The sequence below is a fragment of the Nocardioides sp. S5 genome (assembly GCF_017310035.1).
Lineage (GTDB): Bacteria > Actinomycetota > Actinomycetes > Propionibacteriales > Nocardioidaceae > Nocardioides.
In genome coordinates this window covers 4,378,963-4,396,630 of sequence record NZ_CP022296.1, presented here as the reverse complement: position 1 = coordinate 4,396,630, position 17,668 = coordinate 4,378,963, and the positions used below count along the sequence as shown (strand labels likewise).

Sequence of the window (17,668 nt, the reverse complement as noted above, 5' to 3'; positions counted from 1 at the left end):
GGGACCCCGAGATGAGCGTCCCGTTCGGCTCGCCCCCGCCCGACGCCGCCGTCTACGTCATCAGCGTGGCGGCGGAGCTGACGGGGCTGCACCCGCAGACGCTGCGGGCCTACGAGCGGATGGGGCTGATCGCGCCGGGACGCACCGGGGGCGGCGGTCGGCGCTACTCCCACCGCGACCTCGAGCGCCTGCGCGAGATCGCCGACCTCACCAGCGCGGGCATCGGCATCGAGGGCGTACGCCGGATCATGGAGCTGGAGAACCAGCTCGACGCGCTGCGCGCCCGCAACGAGGAGCTGCTCGCCGAGCTCGACGCCGTACGCCGCGGGATGGCCGCGCGTGCCGCGATGCAGGCTCCGACCAACAAGCTCCCCGTGCTGCACCAGTCCGTCGGCCAGTCGGTCGTCGTCTGGCGGCGCCGGAGCTGACGCCGGGCCGCTATCGTGCCCGGGTGCGGCAGCGCGATCTCGAGACGGCGGACCGGTGCGCGTCACCGGTTTGCTTCTCCGGGGCTACCCCGGGGACCACCGGTACGTCCGGGCTCAGCACCGCGCGCGACTCGCTGCGCTCCGCTGCAGGTCATCGCGCGCACGACGGGACAGGTCGGGCCGCGCTGCCGCACCCCTCCGCGACGGGCACCCCCCACTCGTGAGGGTCGACCTCGCACGCGCCCTGGCCGCCGGCTTCCTCGACGGGGAGTGGACGCAGCAGGGTCTCCTCGCGAGCGGGACCGCGGTCCTCGGCCGTCGGCCACAGTGGCTGGCGCCCCTCGCACGCCAGACCCTCGCGCTCTACCCCCGTGCCCCGGTCGACCGGCCGAGGGAGCTGGCCACCAACATCTCCTCACGTCCGGCCGCGGCCCGGGCGCGCAGCGCCGCGCCGCAGGTGCAGCCCGTGGTGGCGACGCGGATGCTCGGCAACCGGTGGCGGCTTCCGGTCCTCGACGGCCTCGGCGACGTGGCGGACTTCCTCGGGGTCAGCGCCTCCGAGCTCGACTGGTTCGCCGACCCCCGCCACCTGGCGCGTGGCACGGCGGGGGTCCCGCTCCAGCACTACCGCGTGAGCCACCGCGTGGCGGCCAGCGGCGCCATCCGTGTTCTCGAGGCACCCAAGGCGCGGCTCAAGGTCATCCAGCGCCGGCTCCTGCGCGAGATCGCCTCGATGATCCCTCCGCACGACGCCGCCTGTGGCTTCCGTCCTGGCGGGTCGGTGCGGGCGTACGCCGCTCCGCACGCCGACCGGAGCGTCGTGCTGCGGCTCGACCTCGAGGCCTTCTTCGCCAGCGTCACCGTGTCGCGGGTCTACGGCATCTGGCGCACCGCGGGCTACCCCGAGCCGGTCGCCCACTGCCTGGCCGGGCTGGTGACCAGCGTGCTGCCCCGCTCGACCTGGCGGGCCGTCCCCCAGCCCCGGGACGACCGCCTGCTCGACGCCCACTGGCGTCTCGGCCGTCGCCTCGCCGCGCCCCACCTGCCGCAGGGTGCGCCGACGTCACCGGCGATGGCGAACCTCGCGGCGTTCCGGCTCGACGTGCGGCTGACCGCGCTGGCCCGGTCGTGGGGCGGGCGCTACACGAGGTACGCCGACGACCTGGCGTTCTCCGGAGCCGCTGGCTGGGGGAGCGGCACGTCGCGGTTGATCGACGCGGTGGAGACCGTCGTGCGCGACGAGGGCTTCCGGCTCAACCCGCGCAAGACCGGGGTGATGCCCCGGGCCGGCCGGCAGAGCCTCGGCGGACTCGTCGTCAACGACTCGCCCCGGGTCGCCCGGCACCAGGTCGACCTCCTGCGTGCGATCCTGCACAACTGCCACCGCTTCGGCCCCAGCACCCAGAACCGGGACGACGTCCCCGCGTTCGAGGACCACCTGCGCGGTCGTATCGCGTGGGTGGCACAGCACGACCCCGTGCGCGGAGCCCGGTTGCAGGCCGTCCACGACGCCATCGACTGGAGCCGGTGAGCGGCAGTGTCGGTGCGGGAGCGTAGGTTCCTCACGTGAGCGAACGATGAGCAAGATGGACAACCTGCGGGCCATGCGCGAGGCCAAGTACGCCGAGTCCCAGAAGCGGGCAGCGGCTGCCCCGGCGCGACCCAAGGCGGCTGTGGCGCCCCCGGCGGCGGCGAGGAAGGCCGCCCCCGCGACCGAGCCTGCGGCGGCCGAGGAGCTGTGCGGCCACCGCAACATGAGCGGTCGCACCTGCACGCGCGAGCAGGGCCACGCGGCCAAGAGCCACCGCTACTCCTGAGCCTCCTCAGGCGTCTCCTCAGGCTGTGAGCGCCTCCTCCGGCACGCCGGTCGGGTGGGGTGCGGGCTCGCCGCGGAGCTCGGCCACCTGAGCGACGAGCAGCGCCATCACCTCGTCGGCCGCCCGCCGCACGGTCGCCTCGTCAGGCACCTCACCGTCGGCCAGGCCCGCGAGACGACGTACGTCGACGGGCTCGCCCGCCGCGACGAGCACGCGCGGGCGCAGGACGGTGTTGCGCAGCAGCCGGGCGAGGATCCCGCGACGACCCACGACCTGCTGGGCGCCCACGAGGGCGACCGGCACCACCGGTGCACCCGTGCGGATCGCAAGGCGCACGGCGCCGGTCCGCGACCGCTCGGGCCAGTGCTGCGCGTCGCGGGTGATCCGTCCCTCGGGGAAGAGCCCGACGGCCTCGCCCGCGGCGAGCGCGGTCGCCGCTGCGTCCAGCGAGCTCGCGGCGGCGTCGGTCCCGCGCAGGACCGGGATGAAGCCCAGCCGCCTGGCCAGCGGGCCGACCAGTCCGGAGCGGAACACTCCGCCGGTGGCCATCAGGCGCAGGGAGCGACCCAGCCGCCGTCCGACGAGGGCGAGCAGGATGCCGTCGGCGAAGCTGGTGTGGTTGGCGACGACGATGACGGGCCCGTCGGGCAGCCGGCCGGAGGGGATGGAGCGGCGGGTGAGCTCGAGGCGGCTGACGCTCGACACGATCGTGCCGAGGAGACCCGCGGCGAAGGCGTAGAGGAGGGCGGCGCGGAGGCCGGGGCGCTGCCAGGTGTCGGGGGACGGGCTGGAGGTCATGGCGTGAGTGTGGAGGACGGCCTCGGCTCGCCGCATGAGTACGCGCGCCCGTCCTCCGGTGCCGGGCGAGCGCTCAGGTCGGCCAGTGCCCCGGACGCGTCAGCCCGGGAGGCAGCTTCGTCGCGCCGTCACCGGCGGCGGAGTTGACCTGCGGCTGGGTGAGGAAGAGGACGCCGGAGAGGTCGCACCCGCGTACGTCGGCGTCGCGGAGGTCGCAGCCGAGCAGGTCGGCCTCGTCGAGGTCGGCGTCGCGCAGGTCCGCGCGGATCAGCACGGAGGCGCGGAGGGTCCAGCCGCGGTGGTCGCCCCCGAGGCGCCGGCCGGCCAGGTCCTGGCGGGAGAGGTCGCCGGCATCGGGCCACCGGCGGCGTACGCGCGTGCTGGCGTCGGCGAGCAGTCGGCCGACCCGGTCGTGGAGGGCGTCGATGTCGAGGTGCAGGAGGGTGTCGGGATCGGCCGCGGTGAGCTGTTCGACCTCCGCGCTCGCGGCACGGGCGTCCTCGTCCGGCGAGCGCCGCTCCACCTCGAGGAGGTGCACGATCATCTCGTGCAGCTGCCGCATCACCGACAGGACGGCCGCCATCTCGGGCAGGTTGTCCTGCTCGCGCCAGGAGACCCCGGCGTAGGTGACCTGCGAGACCTGCTGCCCGGCGCCGAAGCACTCGAAGACCGTGCAGCCGGGCCACCCCTTCTCACGCAGGGAGTCGTGGATGCCGCAGCGGTCGTCGTCGAGCAGGTTCAGGCAGGCGCGGCCGCTGGGCTTGTCGACACCGAAGCCGGAGGCCGCCGAGAAGGGCAGCAGCACGCAGCACAGCCCGAAGCAGGAGGCGCAGTCAGATCTCAAGCCGGGTGTCGCCACCCGGGGATCGTGTCACGCAGGTGGTGAGGCCCTGCGTCAGGCTCCGTACCAGCCGCGTTGGATCGCGAAGGCGTTGACGAAGAGCAGCGCGACGAACAGGACCGCGATGAACCGGTTGTCGAAGATCAGCTTGCTCATAACATCCAGCATGCCCGCTTGCTCGCGGAATCAAACAGCCGGAAGGTAAAAGATTGCTCGACCCCTAGGCTGACCGCGTGAGCGCGCTGCTGGTGGCTGGGACGACGTCGGACGCCGGCAAGACGATCGTGACGACCGCCCTGTGCCGGGCGTACGCGCGTCGGGGTGTGAAGGTCGCTCCCTTCAAGGCGCAGAACATGTCCAACAACTCGATGGTCTGCGCCACCCCGGACGGCCGCGGCGTCGAGATCGGCCGGGCGCAGTGGATCCAGGCGGTCGCAGCGAGCGTCGAGCCCGAGGCGGCGATGAACCCGGTGCTCCTCAAGCCCGGCGGCGACCGGCGCAGCCACGTCGTCGTGATGGGGCAACCCGGCGGCTCGATCGACTCGAAGGACTTCGTGGGCGGCCGCACCCACCTGCGCGACGCGGCGTACGCCGCCTTCGACGACCTCTCGTCCCGCCACGACCTGGTCGTGGCGGAGGGTGCGGGGAGCCCGGCGGAGATCAACCTGCGGGCGGGCGACTACGTCAACATGGGGCTGGCTCAGCACGGCGCGATCGCGACGGTGGTGGTCGGCGACATCGACCGCGGCGGGGTCTTCGCGGCGATGTTCGGCACGCTGGCGCTGCTGGACGCCGCGGACCAGGCGCTCGTGGCGGGCTTCGTGGTCAACAAGTTCCGCGGCGACGTCGACCTGCTGCGACCGGGACTGACCGAGCTCCGGGAGCTGACCGGCCGGGAGGTGTACGGCGTGCTGCCGTGGCACCCGGACCTCTGGCTCGACTCCGAGGACGCGCTCGACCTGAGCGGTCGGCGGGCGAGCGAGGAGGAGACGCGGCTGCGGGTGGCCGTCGTACGGTTCCCGCGGATCTCGAACTTCACCGACGTCGACGCGCTGGGCATCGAGCCGGGCGTCGACGTGGTCTTCGCCTCGGACCCCCGGGCGCTCGCCGGTGCGGACCTCGTCGTGCTGCCCGGCACCCGCGCGACCCTGGCGGACCTGGCCTGGCTGCGCTCGCGCGGGCTCGACCGGGCCGTGCTCGACCACGCAGCGGCCGGGAAGCCGGTGCTCGGGATCTGCGGCGGCTTCCAGATGCTGGGCCGGAGGATCCTCGACCCGGCCGGCGTCGAGGGGGTGGCCGGTGCCGACGTGGCTGGGCTCGGGCTGCTCGACGTGACGACGTCCTTCCGGGCAGACAAGGTGCTGCGGCTCCCGGTCGGGTCGGCGCTGGGAGCCGATGCCCATGGCTACGAGATCCACCACGGCCGGACCACCCGGCACGGCGGCGAGGAGTTCCTCGGCGGTGCGCGCGCGGGTGCCGTCCTCGGCACGATGTGGCACGGCAGCCTGGAGGGCGACGCCCTGCGCCGCGCGCTGCTCGCCGAGGTCGCCGCAGCGGCCGGCGTGGCCTACGAACCCTCCGACGTGAGCTTCGCCGAGCAGCGCGAGCGACGGCTGGACCTGCTCGGCGACCTCGCCGAGGAGCACCTCGACCTGGACGCGCTGCTGTCGCTGGCGCGTGACGGTGCGCCCGCCGACATGCCGACGCTGGAGCCGGGGGCCTCGCGATGACGGTGCTCCTGCTGGGCGGGACGGGCGAGGCGCGCGAGCTGGCGGTGCTGCTCGACGAGGCCGGGGTGGACTTCGTGTCGTCGCTGGCCGGTCGGGTCGAGCGACCGCGCCTGCCGGTCGGCGAGGTGCGGATGGGCGGCTTCGGTGGTGTCGAGGGGCTGCGCGTGTGGCTCGCCGAGCACGGCGCGACCGCGGTCGTCGATGCGACGCACCCCTTCGCGGAGGGGATGTCGGCCAACGCCGTCGCCGCCTGCACCGCGTCGGGCGTGCCGCTGCTCCGGCTGGCCCGGCCGGGCTGGGGCGACGCTCCGGGTGCGGACGGGTGGCACTGGGTCGACGACCACGCCGCCGCCGCCGCGCTGGCCGCGTCGCTGGGGCGGCGCCCCCTGCTGACGGTCGGACGCCAGCCGCTCGGCCACTTCGTCGGCCCCCTGGCCGGCCACCGGGCCGTGGTGCGCGTGGTCGACCCGCCCGAGATCGAGGTGCCCGCGCCGTGGCTGGTGATGCTGGACCGGGGGCCCTACGACCTCGCCGGCGAGCTCGAGCTCCTCGCCGAGCACGCGACCGACGTGCTCGTCACCAAGGACTCCGGCGGCTCCTACACCTGGCCGAAGATGGCGGCCGCCGACCAGCTCGGCGTGCCGGTCGTCGTCGTGCGCCGGCGTGCGGAGGTGGACGGGGTGGAGACCGTCCCGGACGCGGCGGCGGCGCTGGCGTGGGTCGTGTCGTCCTCGGCCGTATCGTGAGGGCATGTCGACCCCGGGCCTGACCCCCACCTCGCCGCTCAAGCTGAAGTTCCCGCAGTCGCTCGCGGTCTACGACGACTACGCCAAGGCGCAGAAGAGCGTGGACTTCCTCGCCGATGCTGACTTCCCCGTCAGCCAGCTGATGATCGTGGGCACCGACCTCAAGCGCATCGAGCGCGTCACCGGGCGACTGACCTGGTCGAAGATCGCGGCCGGCGGCATCCTGTCCGGCCTGTGGTTCGGCATCTTCATCGGGCTGGTCTTCGCGCTCTTCACCGAGGAGAACCTCTGGCAGGTGCTGCTCAGCACCGCCTTCATCGGGGCGACCTTCGGCCTCGTCTGGGCGCTCATCGGCTACGCCTTCACCCGCGGGCAGCGGGACTTCTCCTCCATCACCCAGGTCGTGGCGACGAAGTACGAGGTGCTCGTGGAGCACAAGGAAGCCGCCCGGGCGCGCGAGCTGCTGGCCGGGCTGCCGGGGGCGCTGCCCGACCCGTTCGCCTGAGCCGCCGTCTGTCGGGACGCAGACACGCAGACATTGGTCGTTGCCTCGTGGCCGGCTGAGCGTGCCGGTGCCGTCGTCCCCGCACCAATGTCTGCGCGTCTACGAGCGGGCCGACCGCCACGCGACGAGCGCGGCCACGACGACGGCGCCGGTGCCGACCGCGTCGGCGAGGCGTACGGCTCTCTCGATGTCGGCGCGGTCCGGCGGCGGGCCGTCGCCCAGGACCACCCGGTCCTCCGTGCCGTGGGCGTAGTGGTTGCGACCTCCCAGGCGTACGCCGAGCGCGCCGGCGAAGGCGGCCTCGACGACGCCCGCGTTGGGGCTGGGGTGGCGACGGGCATCGCGACGCCAAGCCTGCAGTGCGGCTGACGGACGGCCGCCGACCGTGGGAGCCAGGGCCGCGGCGAGCAGGCCGCTGAGCCGGGCGCCGGGCAGGTTGAGCAGGTCGTCGAGGCGGGCGGACGCCCAGCCGAACCGGCCGTAGCGCTCGCCCCGGTGGCCGACCATCGCGTCGAGGGTGTTGGTCGCGCGGTAGCCCAGCAGGCCCGGGACGCCGAGGAGCGCGCCCCACACGAGCGGTGCGACCACGGCATCGGAGGTGTTCTCCGCGACGGACTCGACGACGGCGCGGCTGACCTCCGCCTCGTCGAGGGTCGAGGTGTCGCGACCGACGAGGTGGGTGAGCCGCTGTCGCGCGCCGGGCAGGTCGTCGGCGGCGAGGAGGTCGTGGACGGCGCGTGCCTCGCGGGCGAGCGAGGTGCCGCCGAGCACCGTCCACGTCGTAGCCGCGGTGACGAGCGTGTGGGTGACGGGGTGGTTCCTCGTCCGTAGCTCCGGGCCGAGACCGCCCCCCGCGGCGGTCCCGGCCAGGAGGGCCAGGTGGAGCAGGCCGCGCGCCCGCGAGTCGGCGTACGTGCGCCTCTCGAGGGCGGCAGCGACGCCGCCGAAGATCGCCACGGGGTGCCCGCGGCGCGGGTCACCGAAACGCCTGTCGGCGAGGTGGCCGACCACGAGACCGAGTGCTCGGCTCACCCCGACCGACATGTCAGAGCGCAGCGGCGAAGGCGCGCTGCGCCGCGACCGCTTCATGCTGGCGCCAGGTGCGGTCGACCAGCGCCGTGAGGACGGCACCGATCACCGCCCACATCGCCAGCAGGGTCAGCAGCGAGGAGATCCGGAAGTCCCACAGGACGCTCGCCGGGAAGCCTCCGAGCTCGTCGACCTTGGGGAAGGCGAGCGCGGCGACGGCGACCACGACGACGTACGCCGTGGCTCCGGCGATCGTGCCCGGCACCCCGCTCCACCGGCGGGCCGCCCAGCGGGCGACCGCGACGGCGGCCAGCACGCCGAGCACCGATACCGCGACGAAGCCGAACCACAGCGCGGTGCGGCTGTCGATGGTCTCACCGGAGCCGACGGCGGGTGGCGTGGCGGGGTACTTCAGGAACGGCACCACGCTGAACGAAACCGCCCCGAGCAGCGCCACGAGAGCAGTGCTCGCGGCGGGCCGGAGGCCGCCTAGCCGACCGAGGCCGACCGCGGACAGCAGACCGGTCAGGCCGCCGAGCACGACGCCGATGGCGAGGGTGCCGGTGGCGAGGCCGAGCGTCGACTGGGTGGTGCGGGAGACCGCGGCGTCGTCGCCGTGATCGTGGGAGTGGGAGTGCGAGGCGGTGGCCCCGTCCTCGTGGTGGTCCGCAGTGGCGCCTGCGGACTCGAGCGCGATGGCACGGTCGACTTGCGGCTCCCCGACGGTGTACGCCACGACGAACGCGGCGACACCGGCGAGGAGACCGGCGAGGAGACCGTGCACCAGGAAGGTGCGGGTGGTCATCGGTGGATCAGTGGCAGGGGAAGCCGAGCAGGTGACGGCCGTCGTGGACCCACTCGTGGATCGCGGTGCCCTCGGGGATGGTGATCGCGCCCTGGACCGAGCTGATCAGCACGAGGACCGACATCGCGAAGAGCGTGCCGAGGACCAGCCACGGAGCGAGCTCCCGCAGCGGGATGGCGAGGTCGGCCGGAGTGACGGTGGACGAGGTGGGGCTGGAGATGGCATGCGCCATGGTTCCTCCTACGGGATGAAAGCGTCCCGGGTTGATGGGGAGTGACTTCCAGTCCGTCGGGTCTGACTTCACCGCTCGGTGTGGCTGAGCGATGTCACAGTAGCGCCACTGCGCCGGATTCCCACCGGCTTCCTCAGGACTGGGTGCGTGGAGCGTAGCGCACCCAGGAGGTCGTCGGTGACGGCCTCGCGGCGGGCGCTGATCCGGACCCATTCGTCGTCGAGACCGGGGAACGTGTCGGCCCTGCGGACCGCGAAACCCCTGTCCCGTAGGGCTTCCCGGCTCCCGGCGCCGGTCCGGGCGAGGACGTACGGCGCGGTGCTGGGGACGGTCTCGATGCCGAGCTCGCGCAGTCCGTCCTCGAGGTGCCGGCGGCGTCGCTCGAGCTCGTGCGCTCTCGCCTTCGCCTCCTCGCGGGCCTGCTCGCTGCTGGTCGCGACGAGTGCAGCGATGGCCGGCGCGGAGACCGACCAGGGCGTCTGGAGGTCCCGCAGGGCGCGTACGACGTCGGGCTCGGCGAGGACGTAGCCGGCGCGGATGCCGGGGATCGACCAGATCTTGGTGAGGCTGCGGAGGACCACGACCCCGGGGTGCCGCTCGTCGGCCAGCGTCTCGACGTCGTCGTCGAGGAACGCCTCGTCGACGACGACCAACCGGCCCGGCTCGGCGAGGCCGGGGATGACGGCCGCGGGGTGGCGTACGCCGGTGGGGTTGGTCGGGTTGCCGATGACCACCAGGTCGGCGTCGTCGGGCACGTCGTCGGGGTCGAGGCGGAAGCCGTCCTCGTGCCGCAGGACGACCTGGCCGACGGTGTGGCCCGCCGTGCGCAGGGCGACCTCGGGCTCGGTGAACTGCGGGTGCACGACGACCGGGTGCCGCCACGGCCGCAGGCGCGCGAGCAGGGTGAAGGCCTCGGCGGCGCCGGCGGTGGCGAGGACGTCGGCTGCGTCGCGCCCGTGGCGCCGGGCGACCGCGGCCTCGGCGTCGGTCGCGTCGGGGTAGGCGTCGGCGTCGGCGAGGCTGTCGGCGAGCGCGCGGTCGAGCCAGGTGGGGCGCGGGCCGTCGAAGACGTTGACGGCGAGGTCGACGAGCCCGGGACCGGTGTCCTTGTCACCGTGGTGGCGCAGGTCGGGCCCCCGGTGCTCGCGCGCGGCCTCGACGAACCGCGCGGCGAGCTGCGGGTGGCCGGCCCAGTGGGTGTGGAGGTAGGACGCGTGGAGGGTGGCGGTCGCGACGCCGGCGGGGTCGGGCATCAGCCAGGCTGGGTCGCCGGTCGTCGCCCGCGTCAGGTGCGTGCGGTGGAACTCGTGCCCGGTGACGACCTCGCCGGCGCGGCCCAGCAGGTTGTCGGTGGGGGAGGTGGCGGTGCGGTAGGAGAGCGTGAGCCGCGGCGCCATCTCGGCGGTCGCGTCGATCGCGCCGACCATCGGGAGCGCCGGCCCGTCCGGGCCGCGCACCGATTCGCAGAGGTAGAGCAGCCCGGCGCACTCCGCCACCGTCGGCAGCCCGCGCGCGATCGCCGTACGCAGCTCGCGCCGCAGGCGCTCGTTGGCCCCCAGCTCGGCGGCGTGCATCTCCGGAAAGCCGCCGCCGAGGTAGAGCCCGGTCGTGCCCTCGGGCAGCCGGGTGTCGGTGAGGGGGTCGAGCTCGACGACCTCGGCGCCTGCGGCCTCCAGCAGCTCCACCGTCTCCGCGTAGCGGAAGGTGAAGGCCCGCCCGCCCGCGACCGCGATCCTCGCCCGGCCGTTGGTCGCTGGTTTCGTGACGGGCGCCAGGGCGGCCTCCTCAACCAGCGGAAGGCTTCCGCTGGTCGAGGAAGGACGAAGTCCTGTCACGAGACCCAGGGCCTCCGCCGGATCCCAAGGAGCCCCCTCCAACCCCGGCGCCGCGCGCGCCAGGCGTACGACCGCCTCCAGGTCCACCCGCTCCGCGATCTGCGCCGCCAGCCGGTCGAGCGCCGCCGAGGCATCTGCCCGCTCGGCCGCCGGCACCAGCCCGAGGTGCCGCGACGGAGCCTCGATCCCGTCGTCGCGCTGGAGGATCCCGAGCACCGGCAGCTGGTCGCCGATCGACCGGACGACCTCGTCGGCGTGCCGCGCGGACCCCGCCTTGTTGAGGATCACCCCGACCACGTCGACCGGAGGCTGGGCCCAGGTGCGGAGGCCGTGGATGGTGGCGGCGATGGTGCGCGAGGCGGACGAGATGTCGACGACCAGCACCACGGGCGTACGCGTCACGGCGGCGACGTGCGCGGTCGAGGCGAACCCGTCACCACCGATCTGCCCGTCGTACAGGCCCATCACGCCCTCGATGACGGCCAGGTCCGCGCCGGCGGCGCCGTGCAGCAGCAGCGGCACGAGGCGGTCCTCCCCGACGAGGTGCGGGTCGAGGTTGCGGCCGGGGCGGCCGGTGGCCAGCGCGTGGTAGCCGGGGTCGATGTAGTCGGGGCCGACCTTGTGGCCGCTGACGGTGTGGCCGGCGCGGGCGAGCGCGGCCATCAGCCCGGTGGCGACGGTGGTCTTGCCGTGGCCGGAGGCCGGTGCGGCGACGATGAGCCGGGGGAGGGCTACCACGCTCGCCTCACCATTCGATGCCTCGCTGGCCCTTCTGCCCGACCTCCATCGGGTGCTTGACCTGGCCCATCTCGGTGACGAGGTTGGCGGCTTCGACCAGGCGCGGGTCGGCGTGGCGGCCGGTGATGACGACGTGCTGCCGCCCGGGCCTGCTCGTCAGCGCGGAGACGACGTCGTCGACGTCGACCCAGCCCCACTTCATCGGGTAGGTGAACTCGTCGAGGACGTAGAGGTCGTGGCGCTCCTCGGCGAGCGCGCGCTTGATCTCGGCCCAGCCCTCGGCGGCGTCGGCTGCGTGGTCCTCCTCGGTGCCGGCCTTGCGCGACCACGACCAGCCGGAGCCCATCTTGTGCCAGGTGACGGGTCCGCCCTCGCCGGTCTCCTCGTGCAGCTCACCGAGCCGCTCGAGCACGGTCTGCTCGCCGATGCGCCACTTGGCGGACTTCACGAACTGGAAGACCCCGATGCTGAAGCCCTGGTTCCACCCGCGCATCGCCAGGCCGAAGGCGGCCGTCGACTTCCCCTTGCCGGGGCCGGTGTGGACCATGATCAGCGGCCGGTTGCGGCGCTCGCGCGTGGTCAGCCCGTCGTCGGGGATCGTGGTCGGCACTCCTTGCGGCATCAGGCCCTCCAGCCCTCGACGTGGATGGCCTCGTCGAGGGTGCGGCCCCCGCGCCAGCCGTGCCGGACGAGGTCCGGCAGCTCCTGCAATTCGGTGACCGGCCCCGGGCACAGCCAGGCGACCGGGCGTACGCCGTCGGGCAGCCCGACGAGGTCGGCGAGGAACTCCTCGCGGTAGAACGACACCCACCCGACGCCGAGCCCCTCCGCGGTGGCGGCGAGCCAGAGGTTCTGGATGGCCAGGCAGGTGGAGTAGAGCCCGGTGTCAGCGATCGCGTGGCGACCGAGGACGTGCTGCCCGCCGCGGTCGGGGTCGTACGTCACGACGACGCCGAGGCCGGACTCGCGGATGCCCTCGACCTTGATCCGCTCGAACCTCTCGCGGCGCTCGCCCTCGAGCTGGGCGGCAAAGGTCTGCCGCTCGGTCTCGACGTGCTCGGCGAACGTCTCGCGCGTCGCGTCATCAAAGACGAGGACGAAGTCCCACGGCTGCGAGTTCCCGACGCTCGGAGCGTGGTGCGCGGCCGCGAGCACGCGCCGCAGCGCCCCGAGATCGACGGCCTCGCCGCTGAACTCCGCGCGTACGTCGCGGCGGCGGGCGATGACGTCGTAGAGGTCCTGGCTGAGAGTCTGCGCGCTCATGCTGCGTGGGCCAGGCTGGTCAGCGCGCTCGCGCTGACGTCGGCGATCGGCAGGTGGGTGGCCTGCATGGCCCGGGCGAGCGAGCCGGCGAGGCCCATCCGCATCGGGCCCTGCTCGCAGTCGACGACGACCGCGGTCGTCCGGTGCTCGGCGATCCACTGCGCGGCCTGGCGGCTGCGCGCGACGGCGTCCGCACCGTGGGTGGCGCGACCGTCGGTGATCACGATGAGCAACGGACGCCGCCTCGGGTCCCTGACCTTCTCGACGCGCACCACCTCGGCCGCGGTGAGCAGGCCCTCGGCGAGCGGCGTACGTCCTCCCGCGGGCAGCTCGGCCAGGCGCCGGGCGGCGATGTCGACCGAGTGCGTCGGCGGCAGCGCGACCTCGGCGCCGTCGCCGCGGAAGGTGACCAGCCCGACCTTGTCGCGGCGCTGGTAGGCGTCGAGCAGCAGGCTGAGGATCGCGGTCTTGACCTGCTCCATCCGCTTGCGCGCGGCCATCGAGCCGGAGGCGTCGACACAGAAGAGGACGAGGTTGGCCTCGCGCCCCTCGCGCCGGGCGGTGCGGAGGTCGGCGTGCTCGAACCTGAGCCGTCCCCCGGTCCGGCCGCGGGCCAGCTGGTGCGGCGCGGCGGCACGGATCGTCTCGACGAGGTGCAGCCCGCCCTGGCCCGTCGGGTCGACGCCGGCGCGGCGCCCGTTCGACGTCAGCGCGCGCGATCGCTTGCCGGACTCGCCCGCCCCGGTGCCGGTGACCTCGAAGCGACGGACCTTGTAGGGGTCTGCGGCGGCCATGACACTTTCCATCGCTGGTTGAGGAGGGCGCTCAGCGCTGCCATCCGGTGGTTGAGGAGGGCGCTCAGCGCTGCCATCCGGTGGTTGAGGAGGGCGCTCTGCGCCCGTCTGGAAACCAGGATCCTCGGAGTCCCCCTCACCCTCCGGCTCCGGCGGAAGCGGAGGCTCGGGCTCCGGCTCCTCGTCCCCGAGGATCGAGTCGAGCAGGTCCTCGTCCAACCCCGGAGCGTCGAAGGGGTTGCGCCGCCGCCGGTGTGGCAGCGCCAGGATCGCGGCCTGGCGGATGTCGGCCCGCGTGACGGTGGTCCGTCCGTTCCACGCGGCGTGCGCCACGGCCGTACGCGTGGCGACGATGTCGGCGCGCATCCCGTCGACCTCGAAGGCGGCGCAGACCTCGGCGACCTTGGTCAGCACCGCGTCGGTGAGCTCGACCTCGGGCAGCAGCTTGCGGGCGGCGGCGATCCGGTCCGTCAGCGCGCGCTCCGAGTCGGCGTACGCCTCGACGAAGGTGCCCGGGTCGGCGTCGAACGCGAGCCGGCGGCGTACGACCTCGGCGCGCAGCCGCGGGTCGCGCGGGGCGGCGATCTCGACGGTGAGGCCGAAGCGGTCGAGGAGCTGGGGGCGGAGCTCACCCTCCTCAGGGTTCATGGTGCCGACGAGCACGAAGCGGGCGGCGTGGGCGACCGAGACGCCGTCGCGCTCGACGGTGGAGCGGCCCATCGCGGCGGCGTCGAGCAGCAGGTCGACGAGGTGGTCGTGGAGGAGGTTGACCTCGTCGACGTAGAGCAGTCCGCGGTGGGCGCGGGCGAGGAGGCCGGGCTCGTACTCGGCGACGCCGTCGGCCAGCACCTTGGACAGGTGCAGCGAGCCGAGCACGCGGTCCTCGGTGGCGCCGACGGGGAGCTCGACGAGGCGCACAGGCCGGGTCTCGGTCTCGGCGTCGAGCGGCCAGTCTCCATCTGGAGACGTGTCGCCCGGTCGGCTCGAGAACCGGTCGCCGGCGACCACCTCGATCGGCGGCAGCACGGAGGCGAGAGCGCGCACGGTGGTGGACTTCGCCGTGCCCTTCTCGCCGCGCACGAGGACGCCGCCGACCTCGGGGGAGATCGTGGTGAGGACCAGCGCGAGGGTCATGTCGTCGCGGTCGTCGGCCTGAGAGGGGACGATCGCGGACAGGGGGTACTGCAGTGGCATGGGGGCTCCCGCTCTCGTTGCCAACTTCTGGTGGATGGCGGGAGGCCGGTCTTCGGACTTCTCGGAACGCCATGTCGACGTCTCGAGTCACCGCAGCGGGCCCTGTGCCGGATTTTCACCGGCTTCCCAGATTCTCCCCAGACTTCGGGGCACCTCTCGCCAAGTCCCGGTCACGATAGCGTCTGCGGCCATGTCGTCCACCGGGGTGCCCAGCGAGGTCGTCGTCGTCGGGATCGGGGCCGACGGGTGGCCTGGCCTGTCGCCTTCTGCCCGCTCGCTCGTGCTGGAGGCGGGGGTGTTGTGGGGTGGGGCGCGGCACCTGTCGCTGGTGCCAGACGTGCCTGATCAGGTTCGGGTGCCGTGGCCGTCGCCGCTGTCTGCTGGCCTTCCGCCGCTGCTTTCTGAGTACGCCGGACGTCCCGTCGTCGCGCTGGCGTCGGGGGACCCGCTGGTGTCGGGGATCGCGTCGACGCTGCTCGACCTGGGGGCGCCCGTACGCGTGGTGCCGGCCGTGTCGTCGGTGGCGCTGGCGCGGGCCCGGATGGGGTGGTCGGCCGAGTCGTGCGTGGCTGTGACGGTCGTCGGGCGCTCGGTGGATCGGGTGCTGCGCGAGTGCGCGCCGGGGCGGCGGGTGCTGGTGCTGTCGTCGGATGCGTCGACGCCTGGTGCACTTGCTGAGATCCTGACGTCGGCAGGATGGGGAGCGTCGCGTCTGACGGTGCTTGGGGACCTGGGGTCATCGTCCGAGTCCTCTGTCGCCGGCGTTGCGGCGTCCTGGTCGGAGTCGTCGCCGGCACTGAACGTCATCGCGCTGGAGGTTTCTGGAAACGGGTTGGCTTCCTGGGCTCCTGGCCTTCCTGACGATGCATTCGAGAATGACGGCCAGCTCACCAAGCGCGACCTCCGCGCCTCCGCCCTCGCGCGCCTGGTGCCTGCTCCAGGTCAACTCCTGTGGGACGTCGGCGCCGGTGCGGGGTCGGTCGGCATCGAGTGGATGCGCGCGCATCCGTTCTGTCGCACCATCGCCATCGAGTCAGAGCCGGATCGAGCTGCGCGGATCGGCCGCAATGCCTCTGCCCTCGGGGTGCCCGAACTTCAGGTCATCGAAGGCCGCGCGCCTGCAGCGTTGTCGGGCCTCGAGTCTCCGGACGCGATCTTCATCGGTGGTGGCGCCACCCGCGAGGGCGTTCTGGAAACTTGCTTGAGCGCAATCAAGCCCGGCGGCCGCCTCGTCGTGCACGGCGTCACCCTGGAGACCGAGACCCACCTAGGCAAGGCGTACGCCGACCACGGGGGTGAGCTCACCCGCGTTGGCGTCGAGACGGCTGCCGCGATCGGCACCTTCACGGGCTGGACGCCAGCGCGCACGGTCACCCAATGGGCCTGGGACAAGCACGAGAACTGAGGCGCGGATCCAACGTCCGATTCGCCGCTTTTACGACACAGGGATCTGCCGAGATTTTCGTCAGGAGGTGTTGGCGGCGAGCCGCAGTGCAGTAGCAGAAGGCGATGGCGCAACTGACCGATCCACCGCTCGACCTAGCGCGCCCCGCGGGATGCGGGTCACCCGACGCGACCCGCTTGCGGCAACGGCCGCCATGGCGACGCTGCAGGCGTCAGAAGGGACCCCGAATGGGCAGTCGAGCTAGATGACCTCGACGCGCACCGACGCGGCGACACCCATCGCCCAGTCGAGGCCGTCGCCATAGCCGATAGGGAGCGGCGCGGCGCCGCCGGTGGCTGGGGACTCCGGCACGAGAGCGTCCGCAGGAAGTCGGTCGCCCCACAGGACGTACGCGCGCTCGTCGTCGTCCTGGTGGGACGTCCACGTAAGCCCGGCGGCCGTGGTGTGCTCGTGCATCCACGTGGCCCACCGGGTCGCGAGCGTGTATCCCGACGGGTAGGTGTGGGTGATGTCAGCGGCGTAAAGCCCCAAGGACCGTAGTCCATGACCGTGCAGAGAGACGACCTCGATGTCGACTTCGAGCTGCAGCGCAGTGAGCAGGTGCTCGCTCCACTTCGCCGAGTCGACGACCGATCCGGGCATCTGGTCGTGCAGGAACGTCTCAAACAGTGCTCCGCGGCGAGACCCCCCGAGGTACATGGTCGGGACCATCGAGCCATAGGCGTCGCGTAGCGGCGCGAACCGAGTGGGGTCGCCGAGACCTGGGTTGAATAACGTCCCGTCGTCCTCGGTGCGCCCGCTCGGCGGGTAGTGCGCGGCGGGGTGGATCCGCCACAGGCGGGTGCCGGCGGTGAGCGATTCGGGAACCGGGCGTGCGAGAGGGGTCGGTGAACCGCTGGGCGGCTCGCTCCTTCTCACGCGGGCTGCATGTCCGGCTGAGGCGACGGGATAGCCCGGGCCACGGCGTAGCGCAGCGCGTCACTAACGCTCTCAGGCTGCTCGTGCACCTCTTGGGCCGGGGACCGGCCCTCTAGATAGGCGTTCGGCGCGGAGGCCCAGGCGAGTACGTCGGCGTCACTCCACCCGGCGGGCTCCAGCAGTTCGCGTAGCATCGTCCATGCGGACGCGACGGCGACGAGATCGTCATCCACCCTGACGAACTGGAAGCCGGGATAGAGCAGGCCACCGCGGCGCTTGACCCCGGCCAAGCCCTTGCGGCGACGAAGGTTCGCGGTGTGGGAACGTGCCGACTCGGGACGCGCACCGGTCAGGAGCGCGACCTGGTCGGCTGCGAGCATCCCCCACTCGCGCTCGACGTCGCGCCAGCGCTCCTCGCGCAGCGCGGCCTGAGCTAGGTGACCGGGACCGACGTAAACTGACGAGTCAGCCAGGACCTTCTCGACAAGACCGATGGTGGCGACCTCGTTCATCGCACGAAGTGCGGCGCGGCGAGCTGTGTCCTTATCGACGCCAGCCGGGACCGGGACGTTGACAGTTGTCATGGCGCT

At 73.1% G+C, this 17,668-nt stretch carries 18 protein-coding genes and 1 riboswitch; of the genes, 7 read left to right on the top strand and 11 right to left on the bottom strand.

Annotated features, from left to right (window positions below; genetic code table 11):
- Positions 1–11: 11 nt before the first annotated feature.
- The 3 genes from CFI00_RS21715 to CFI00_RS21705 all read left to right on the top strand — a co-directional run bounded on the left by CFI00_RS21715 (position 12) and on the right by CFI00_RS21705 (position 2,245).
- Positions 12–428, top strand: coding sequence for a MerR family transcriptional regulator (locus CFI00_RS21715; protein ID WP_207083025.1), 417 nt, complete (start codon positions 12–14; stop codon positions 426–428).
- A 220-nt stretch (positions 429–648) separates the two neighbouring features.
- Positions 649–1,959 (top strand): reverse transcriptase family protein, encoded by a 1,311-nt coding sequence (locus CFI00_RS21710; protein ID WP_207083024.1) that lies wholly within the window; start codon positions 649–651, stop codon positions 1,957–1,959.
- A 46-nt stretch (positions 1,960–2,005) separates the two neighbouring features.
- Positions 2,006–2,245, top strand: a complete 240-nt coding sequence (locus CFI00_RS21705) for a hypothetical protein (RefSeq protein ID WP_207083023.1) — start codon at positions 2,006–2,008, stop codon at positions 2,243–2,245.
- An 18-nt stretch (positions 2,246–2,263) separates the two neighbouring features.
- Here the strand turns inward: CFI00_RS21705 and CFI00_RS21700 are convergent, their stop codons facing one another.
- Complete coding sequence (locus CFI00_RS21700; protein WP_207083022.1) at positions 2,264–3,043, bottom strand: lysophospholipid acyltransferase family protein; 780 nt, start codon at positions 3,041–3,043, stop codon at positions 2,264–2,266.
- A gap of 73 nt (positions 3,044–3,116) precedes the next feature.
- Positions 3,117–3,902, bottom strand: a complete 786-nt coding sequence (locus CFI00_RS21695) for a pentapeptide repeat-containing protein (RefSeq protein WP_207083021.1) — start codon at positions 3,900–3,902, stop codon at positions 3,117–3,119.
- A 215-nt stretch (positions 3,903–4,117) separates the two neighbouring features.
- Between CFI00_RS21695 and CFI00_RS21690 the strand changes: the two genes are divergently transcribed.
- Genes CFI00_RS21690 through CFI00_RS21680 form a run of 3 tightly spaced genes read left to right on the top strand, consistent with a single transcriptional unit; the run spans position 4,118 to position 6,865 of the window.
- On the top strand, positions 4,118–5,614 hold the full coding sequence (locus CFI00_RS21690) for a cobyric acid synthase (protein WP_207083020.1): 1,497 nt from the start codon (positions 4,118–4,120) through the stop codon (positions 5,612–5,614).
- A complete protein-coding gene (locus CFI00_RS21685; protein ID WP_207083019.1) occupies positions 5,611–6,360 on the top strand; it encodes a cobalt-precorrin-6A reductase in 750 nt (249 codons plus the stop codon). The genes CFI00_RS21690 and CFI00_RS21685 overlap by 4 nt, the downstream gene beginning before the upstream one ends.
- A 4-nt stretch (positions 6,361–6,364) precedes the next feature.
- Entirely contained in the window at positions 6,365–6,865 is a 501-nt protein-coding gene (locus tag CFI00_RS21680) for a general stress protein (RefSeq protein WP_207083018.1), read from the top strand.
- A gap of 99 nt (positions 6,866–6,964) precedes the next feature.
- On the opposite strand, the gene CFI00_RS21675 is transcribed toward CFI00_RS21680, so the two are convergent.
- The 7 genes from CFI00_RS21675 to CFI00_RS21645 form a co-directional block, all read right to left on the bottom strand.
- On the bottom strand, positions 6,965–7,897 hold the full coding sequence (locus CFI00_RS21675) for a cobalamin biosynthesis protein (protein ID WP_242532562.1): 933 nt from the start codon (positions 7,895–7,897) through the stop codon (positions 6,965–6,967).
- Between the two features lie 13 nt (positions 7,898–7,910).
- On the bottom strand, positions 7,911–8,699 hold the full coding sequence (locus CFI00_RS21670) for a CbtA family protein (protein WP_207083016.1): 789 nt from the start codon (positions 8,697–8,699) through the stop codon (positions 7,911–7,913).
- Between the two features lie 7 nt (positions 8,700–8,706).
- Positions 8,707–8,931, bottom strand: a complete 225-nt coding sequence (locus tag CFI00_RS21665) for a CbtB-domain containing protein (RefSeq protein WP_207083015.1) — start codon at positions 8,929–8,931, stop codon at positions 8,707–8,709.
- A 68-nt stretch (positions 8,932–8,999) separates the two neighbouring features.
- A complete protein-coding gene (locus tag CFI00_RS21660; RefSeq protein WP_242532561.1) occupies positions 9,000–11,504 on the bottom strand; it encodes a cobyrinate a,c-diamide synthase in 2,505 nt (834 codons plus the stop codon).
- Positions 11,505–11,511: 7 nt separating this feature from the next.
- Positions 11,512–12,126 (bottom strand): cob(I)yrinic acid a,c-diamide adenosyltransferase, encoded by a 615-nt coding sequence (cobO, locus tag CFI00_RS21655; protein WP_207083014.1) that lies wholly within the window; start codon positions 12,124–12,126, stop codon positions 11,512–11,514.
- On the bottom strand, positions 12,126–12,767 hold the full coding sequence (gene bluB, locus CFI00_RS21650) for a 5,6-dimethylbenzimidazole synthase (RefSeq protein ID WP_207083013.1): 642 nt from the start codon (positions 12,765–12,767) through the stop codon (positions 12,126–12,128). Before bluB ends, cobO begins: the two co-directional genes overlap by 1 nt.
- A complete protein-coding gene (locus CFI00_RS21645) occupies positions 12,764–14,755 on the bottom strand; it encodes a magnesium chelatase subunit D family protein (RefSeq protein ID WP_242532560.1) in 1,992 nt (663 codons plus the stop codon). Before CFI00_RS21645 ends, bluB begins: the two co-directional genes overlap by 4 nt.
- Before the next feature lie 25 nt (positions 14,756–14,780).
- Positions 14,781–14,927, bottom strand: a riboswitch (cobalamin riboswitch).
- 18 nt (positions 14,928–14,945) lie between these two features.
- On the opposite strand from CFI00_RS21645, the gene cbiE reads away from it, so the two are divergent.
- Positions 14,946–16,160, top strand: coding sequence for a precorrin-6y C5,15-methyltransferase (decarboxylating) subunit CbiE (gene cbiE / locus CFI00_RS21640; protein ID WP_207083012.1), 1,215 nt, complete (start codon positions 14,946–14,948; stop codon positions 16,158–16,160).
- A gap of 240 nt (positions 16,161–16,400) precedes the next feature.
- Here the strand turns inward: cbiE and CFI00_RS21635 are convergent, their stop codons facing one another.
- Both CFI00_RS21635 and CFI00_RS21630 read right to left on the bottom strand, forming a co-directional pair.
- The gene (locus CFI00_RS21635; protein ID WP_207083011.1) at positions 16,401–17,078 is read right to left on the bottom strand and encodes an RES family NAD+ phosphorylase; all 678 of its coding nucleotides are present in this window, start codon (positions 17,076–17,078) and stop codon (positions 16,401–16,403) included.
- Entirely contained in the window at positions 17,075–17,590 is a 516-nt protein-coding gene (locus CFI00_RS21630) for a hypothetical protein (protein ID WP_207083010.1), read from the bottom strand. Before CFI00_RS21630 ends, CFI00_RS21635 begins: the two co-directional genes overlap by 4 nt.
- Between the last annotated feature and the right edge of the window lie 78 nt (positions 17,591–17,668).